At 45.9% G+C, this 6,805-nt stretch carries 5 protein-coding genes and 1 pseudogene; 2 read left to right on the plus strand and 4 right to left on the minus strand.

What is annotated here, in order from left to right; genetic code table 11:
- Positions 1-9: 9 nt before the first annotated feature.
- Together rarD and H595_RS0108900 are read right to left on the minus strand one after the other, a co-directional pair.
- Positions 10-918: an EamA family transporter RarD gene (gene rarD / locus H595_RS0108895; RefSeq protein ID WP_027670902.1), complete on the minus strand. Its 909-nt coding sequence runs from the start codon at positions 916-918 to the stop codon at positions 10-12.
- Positions 919-998: 80 nt separating this feature from the next.
- Positions 999-1,451, minus strand: a complete 453-nt coding sequence (locus H595_RS0108900) for a thioesterase family protein (protein ID WP_027670903.1) — start codon at positions 1,449-1,451, stop codon at positions 999-1,001.
- Positions 1,452-1,599: 148 nt separating this feature from the next.
- Here H595_RS0108900 and recQ point away from each other — a divergent pair, with 148 nt between their 5' ends.
- Positions 1,600-3,423, plus strand: a complete 1,824-nt coding sequence (gene recQ / locus H595_RS0108905) for a DNA helicase RecQ (RefSeq protein WP_027670904.1) — start codon at positions 1,600-1,602, stop codon at positions 3,421-3,423.
- Here recQ and H595_RS0108910 read toward each other — a convergent pair.
- A complete protein-coding gene (locus H595_RS0108910) occupies positions 3,393-3,698 on the minus strand; it encodes a c-type cytochrome (protein WP_084153542.1) in 306 nt (101 codons plus the stop codon). The two genes, recQ and H595_RS0108910, sit on opposite strands and share 31 nt — an antisense overlap.
- A gap of 199 nt (positions 3,699-3,897) precedes the next feature.
- Between H595_RS0108910 and H595_RS21935 the strand changes: the two genes are divergently transcribed.
- Positions 3,898-6,471, plus strand: a complete 2,574-nt coding sequence (locus H595_RS21935) for a diguanylate cyclase domain-containing protein (protein ID WP_084153543.1) — start codon at positions 3,898-3,900, stop codon at positions 6,469-6,471.
- Between the two features lie 167 nt (positions 6,472-6,638).
- On the opposite strand, the pseudogene H595_RS24105 reads toward H595_RS21935, so the two are convergent.
- A pseudogene (locus H595_RS24105) lies at positions 6,639-6,805 on the minus strand (IS5/IS1182 family transposase); the annotation flags it as partial.

Genomic DNA, 6,805 nt, shown 5'->3' on the forward strand with positions numbered 1-6,805 from the left:
CCAAACACCTTAACTTACTCCGGTTTGTAACCTGCGCTGACGACTAGCGTGCCAGGCATCAATGGTATATACCAGTAGCGCTAGCCAAATTAGCGCGAATGTTACTAACCGTTCTGCAGCAAAGGGTTCTTGGTATAACCACACCCCGAACACAAACATAAAACTAGGACCGATATACTGGAAAAACCCCATGGTCGACAACTGTAAACGCCTGGCTCCGGCAATAAAACACAAAAGGGGGACTGTTGTTACTAAACTGGCTGCAACCAAATAACTATTCAGCTGCCAACTATTTTGCAGTAAATTAGCTGCGCTACTGTCGGCATAATGCCACCAAAACCACAATGCCAGCGGCAACAGCAACAGTGACTCATAAAACAGCCCAGTAATTGCATCTACCGCCAGTTTTTTTCGCATTAAACCGTAAATAGCAAAAGACCCTGCCAGCGTAAGCGCTATCCAGGGCAAAGAGCCATAGGTAATAAGTTGGATAAGTACTCCGCTGCATGCCAGCCCAACCGCAGCCCATTGCAGCTTTCTAAGCCGCTCACCCAGAAAAAGCATACCTAATAAAACATTTAGTAATGGATTAATGTAATAACCCAAGCTGGCATCCAGCATATGGTTGCTGTTTACCGCCCAGATAAACAAGCCCCAGTTACCGCCTAACAACAATGCAGATATAAGTAACCAGGCTAATATTTTTGGCTGACGCATTAGCGCGATAACCTTGCGCACTTGCTTAAGCGCAACTAACACAAGCAATAACAGCAGAAAAGACCAGACAATACGGTGCAGCAGAATTTCCGTGGCAGGTATAAAATCTATTTGTTTAAAATACAGCGGGGCTAATCCCCACAAACTATACGCGCTGGCGGCAAAGATCCCACCTAGCTTTTGTTCACGACTTAAAGACATGCAGGCCCGCTCCGCTGATTAAGCCGGCATTATACGCTTATTAACAGCACAGCGGCAGGACACTTACCGGTAAAAAACGGTCAGCCAACTAAATAGGTACCGGTACCCAGCGCAATATGCACACCCTGCTCATTGTGTAACTCCATTCTGCACACTGCCACTTTATTACCGGCTCTGATTACGCGCGCGGTTGCCGTAAACATCACTCCTCTGCCTGGGCGCAAGTAATCCGTACGAATATCAATAGTGCTCATTTTACCTAGCCTTTCAACCAGCTCGGCAGGTTCAACATCATTAAGTCGTTCTAGCGCCGTCGCTATTGCCATAATGCCACCGGCAACATCCAATACAGACGCAATAACACCGCCGTGCAGGATTTTCTGCACAGGGTTGCCCACCAACTGTTCTGACCAACCAAAACACACCTCTACGCCCTCTTCTGCAAAACGAGTAACGGTTAACCCTAACACCTTATTGAATGGCATTTGATCAAAAATCTGGCTGAGCATGGGTAGTAATGGATTGTTTTGCATCACATTCTCACTGGTAAGACCTTATAAGCGTTATGCTGTAGTCTACCGTAGCTAACTACTCTGGCAAGTTTTGTGGGTAATTTATTGTTTCTGTCATTCCGGTTTAGCTTTAGAATAGCGTCTTACTTTTGCTATCAACAGGTTTTAAGTGACACACGATCTGCTACCGCTGTTAAAACAAGCCTTTGGATACAGTGAATTCCGCGATGGTCAGCTAGATGTTATCCATGCAGCATTACAAGGTCAGGACAGCTTTGTACTTATGCCAACCGGAGGCGGTAAATCGCTGTGTTATCAGCTGCCCGCCTTAATGTTGCCACAGGTAACAGTGGTGGTGTCACCGCTAATGTCGCTAATGAAAGATCAGGTCGATGCACTGCAAGCCAACGGCATTGCGGCAGAGTTTGTCAACAGTAGCCTAACGCGGGAGCAGGTCATGCACGTGTTTGCGCGGCTGAGAAGGGGCGAGCTTAAACTGCTCTATGTTGCCCCAGAGCGTCTGTTACAACCGCAGTTTTTAGAGCGCATACAAGACGTTGGCGTAAGCCTGTTTGCAATTGATGAAGCGCATTGTATCTCACAATGGGGGCATGATTTTCGCCCGGATTATATGGCACTGGCGTTATTAAAACAGCGCTTTCCGACCGTTCCGGTGATGGCACTCACTGCAACGGCAGATTCTGCTACCCGGCAAGACATTCTGCAACAACTCAACCTGCAGCATCCTTTAGTGCACCTGGGTAGCTTTGACAGGCCCAACATTCGCTACACGGTACAAGAAAAATTCCGCCCGGTTGAACAGCTGGTCGGTTACCTGCAGCAGCAAGAAGGCAGCAGTGGTATTGTTTATTGCGCATCAAGGCGCAAAGTAGATGAACTTACAGAGCAGCTCAAACAGCGCGGGTTTAATGCCGCAGCCTATCATGCCGGCATGACTAGCGATGAACGCAACAACGTACAAGACGCGTTTAAACGCGATGACTACCAATTAATTGTGGCAACTGTTGCCTTTGGTATGGGAGTCAACAAATCGAACATTCGTTTTGTCGTGCATTTTGAATTACCGCGCACTATAGAAGCCTATTATCAGGAAACGGGCCGCGCGGGTCGGGATGGCGTGGCGGCTGAAGCCATGATGTTGTTTGATCCGGCCGATATTGGGCGGATGAAACGCTGGTTGGACGCAGAAGAAAATGCACAACGTGCGGAGGTCAGTTGGCAGAGATTTTTGGCCATGGCCGCTTTTGCAGAAGCACAAACATGCCGTCGCCTGGTACTGTTAAATTATTTTGGTGAAGCACGCCAAACACCCTGTGGCAACTGCGATACGTGCTTGCAACCACCCCAACAGTTTGATGGCACCGAGCTTGCACAAAAAGCCCTTTCCTGTGTTTACCGCGTAGGCCAAAGTTTTGGTATGCATCATGTTATTGATGTATTGCGGGGCGGGCAAACGCAAAAAATTACTGAGTTAGGGCATGATAAATTATCAACCTGGGGCATTGGAAAAGCGGTAAGCCACGATTATTGGCTTAGCATTTTGCGGCAACTTATTCATTTTGGTTTGCTGCAACAAGACATTACGGCCCACTCCGTACTTAAGCTAAAACCGGCGGCGCGCACAGTGTTGCGCGGCGAAACCCGATTATCTCTGGCGGTACCGCGCTTACAAAGCGCAAAACGTGAACCGGAGCGACTGAGTAAACAACAATATGACCGTCCGCTGTTTGCCCGGTTAAAAGCGTTACGAAAATCCATTGCACAGCGTGACGATGTACCGCCTTTTGTTATTTTTAGTGACGCCAGCCTAATAGAGATGAGCCAGCAGCTACCCACTGATAATCGCAGTTTGCTGGCTATTTCAGGCGTAGGGCAAACTAAATTGGCCCGCTACGGTGCCGACTTTATTGACGAAATTTGTAACTATCTCGCAGATGAGTCTCAACCCCCTGCAGGTAAACTGGCAAAATAGGCCGCAATATTAGCAACATCGGCATCGGTTAAACCGGCCGCCATTGGCGACATTATCGCGTTTTTTCGCTCACCATCACGATAAGCTTTAATCGACATTTGCAGATATCTCACCTTTTGTCCGGCTAAATTAGGGTAATCAGGAATGATAGAAATACCATTAGCGCCATGACAGGCGGCGCACACCGCTGCCTTGGCTTTTCCCGCCTCAATATCTGCAGCATTAACAACCGACGTCATTACCAGCAACCCCAATATGAATATTCCTTTTAACATGTTGATTGTCTCCCATTATTAGTTATCTGCTTAAGTTATAACCTAAGTCACTGAATGCTCAAGCCATGTATACGGCTATGTCACGGCTTTTAGCCCAGAATAGCTAAAAGCCTTTTTCTGCTGACACCTTTACTCTCTCTATGTTACTGTTTACGCCGCAAATCATTAACATCGTTTATCGGTAAAGGGAGTTTACAACGTGAGAACCGCCGTGCATGGGATATTGTTGCTGCTGTGGCTCTTCAGCGCTGGCGTTCATGCTTTTCATGCCGAGACTAATACATTGCAACGCCAGCTTAATGGCCGGCAAACGTTGCCACTGGTGTATTATCAGATTTCCCCCCAACAAATCACACTAGATGATTTATTGTCTGATCCGGTTTATCACCACAGTTTCAGCCTGCTCCCATCAACTAAACGTCTTATATTTAATGAAAGCGAAGCCGTATGGCTGTTTGCCAGGCTACGCAACAGCAATACTCGCACCTTACAGGCAATTTTAGAATATGATTTTCCACTTGCTGATAAGATTGAAATTTATCAGGTAGATCGTCACAATCAAGATATCACGCTTCTAAGTCGCACCGGCAACGATTATCCGTTCAGTGAGCGCGCATTGCCTTATCGCAGTTTTGCCGTAAATATCAACCTTGCCCCGGCAGAAGAAACCGATATTTTTATCAAAATTCAGGACGCTGCAGTTATCCCCAGTGAGCTACTAATATGGGACGTCGAAAGCTTTACGGCGACTAAACAACAGCAAGCCATGCTAGATGGTCTGCTACAAGGTTTTTTATTGTTACTTGCGCTGTACAACCTGATCTTACTTCAGCAAAGTAAAGCGAAATATTACCTGTATTATGCGGGTTTCTTTGTTAGCTTCGCACTGGTAATTGCAATCTTAAATGGTATGGCGTTTAAATTACTGTGGCCGGGCTACCCCGAGATCAACCAAGCGATACTTTATATTGCAGCCGGCTTTAACTTGTTGTGTTTGAATATGTTTGTTCGCTACGCTGTGCGCACCATCTCAGGTTTTTGGTGGCACTTATGCCATTACATCAGTACTGCTATTGCATTAGCACTGTTATTTAGCCCATTGTTTACCAGTGGTCAATCCCGATTATTTCTATTACTTTTTGCTGCTAGTTGGGTACTAAGTAATAATCTACTATTGGCAATCCGGCTTAGTTTGCGCGGGCAAGAAAAAGCGAAAAGTTTTATCTGGGCTTGTGTATTTACCTTTATCAGCGCGCTGCTAATAACTCTGAATCAGGCTGGCTACTTACACGCCAATTTTGACTGGTCTTTTATTCTGTTTTCGTTGGTGCTGCTGTGCCTGGCCCTCACCAGTTTTAACTTGCATAAATTTCAAATTCAAACCGTATTGCCGGAATCAGATAACACTGAACTGGCGCACTATCGCGATATCTTTAACAATGCCGTTGAGGGTATGTTTACCACAACATTGGATGGAGCGCTGTTAAACGCAAATCAAGCCCTGCTGGATATTCTTGGCTATAACAGTCTGCCTGAGCTGAAACAGGCCATTGCAGGAACAGGGATGTCCAGGTTTTATGCCGTTCCCAGTGAACGTCAACATATGCTGAAACAGTTAGAGCTTGGCAGTAAAAAGAACTTTGAGATCCAAGGTTTACGGGGTGACAACAGCGCATTTTGGGCGTTAATGTCTGTGCGCCTTTCTGCCTCCAACGCCCAAAAAACTGCCTTCGTTCATGGTTCAGTAATCGATATTACTGAACAAAAACTGGCATATGAACAACTTGCCTATCTGGCGAACCATGACACACTCACCTCATTATACAATCGCTATTACTTTGAGCAGCAATTACAAAGCTTATGTGACCAAAGCGGCTCTGATAAAGGCTGCGTAATGTATATCGATGTAGATCAATTTAAGCTGATCAATAATAGTTGTAGCCACTGTGCTGGTGATACGCTACTTAAACAACTTAGCGACGTATTAAAACGCACAGTTCACCATAATGGCCCGCTGGCCCGACTTGATAGTGACGAATTTGGTGTTTTACTTGCTGGCAAAAATGCGAACGAAGCTTTTTCGTTGGCGTACCGCATGCTGGATGCTATTCGAGAAATGCGTTTTATTTGGCAAGATAGTGTCTACACCATCAGCATTTGTATTGGTATTGCCGAGATCCAGCAAGATGATAGCATTGCGGACAGTGTGCTGAAAAAAGCAGATGCTGCTTGCGACATTGCTAAGCAAAAGGGCCATAACCGCATACAGCTGTTTGATGCTAATGATCTTGATACGCAACATCATCAGGCAGAAGTGCAGTGGGTCAAACAGTTAAGCCGGGCAGTACAAGAAGACCGTTTCGTACTTTTTCAACAACCCATTAAAGCATTAGGGCCACAAGACAACGGCTTGCACTATGAATTGCTCTTACGCTTGCGGGCTGAAGACGACAGCCTAGTGACACCAGGAAGCTTTTTGAACTCGGCTGAGCGCTATGGCTTAATGCCGCAAATAGACCGCTGGGTAATTAAGCACTATTTCCGCTGGTTGCAGCAGCAGCCAAAACATCTTAGTCAACTGTATTTATGTAATATTAATTTATCAGGAAGTTCATTGCTCGACCCAACCTTCAAACAGGATACACAACTGCTGTTTGAACAGTATCAGATCCCTTTTGAACGTATTTGCTTTGAAATAACCGAAAGTGTTGCCATTATAAACCTGCAAAGTACGTTGGCCTTTATTGAACATTTTCGCGCTCAGGCTGTGTAAAAACTCATATTTTCCGCTCTTTCAGCGGTTGGCCAGTATGCACTGTTAGTGCCTCGCTGAAGTTATCTGTGTGCGTTTTAGTTTTCATTCAGTGCGGTTCGGAGGCTCATTAAGTCCGATATTGAGCGCTATTGGTGTGGTATCAGGAGCTAAAGCGACTACAGCCGCTAGCCGCAATGCTCTTGCAGTTTAATGGCTAATCCTTCAGTACCCCAGATAGACATCATTCTTTTGAGGTTATAAGCCAGCACATGCAAACTGATTTCCGTGCTGACGTTTTTAAATCTTCGTGTGAGCAAGTGAGTCGCCCCCATCCACATCTTAATTGTTCCAA

It is taken from the genome of Rheinheimera baltica DSM 14885 (genome assembly GCF_000425345.1).
Classification (GTDB): Bacteria; Pseudomonadota; Gammaproteobacteria; order Enterobacterales; family Alteromonadaceae; genus Alishewanella; species Alishewanella baltica.

Coding starts and splice junctions, on each gene's coding strand:
- rarD (WP_027670902.1), bottom strand. CDS start 918: ATGTCTTTAAGTCGTGAACAAAAGCTAGGTGGGATCTTTGCCGCCAGC.
- H595_RS0108910 (WP_084153542.1), bottom strand. CDS start 3,698: ATGTTAAAAGGAATATTCATATTGGGGTTGCTGGTAATGACGTCGGTT.
- H595_RS0108900 (WP_027670903.1), bottom strand. CDS start 1,451: ATGCAAAACAATCCATTACTACCCATGCTCAGCCAGATTTTTGATCAA.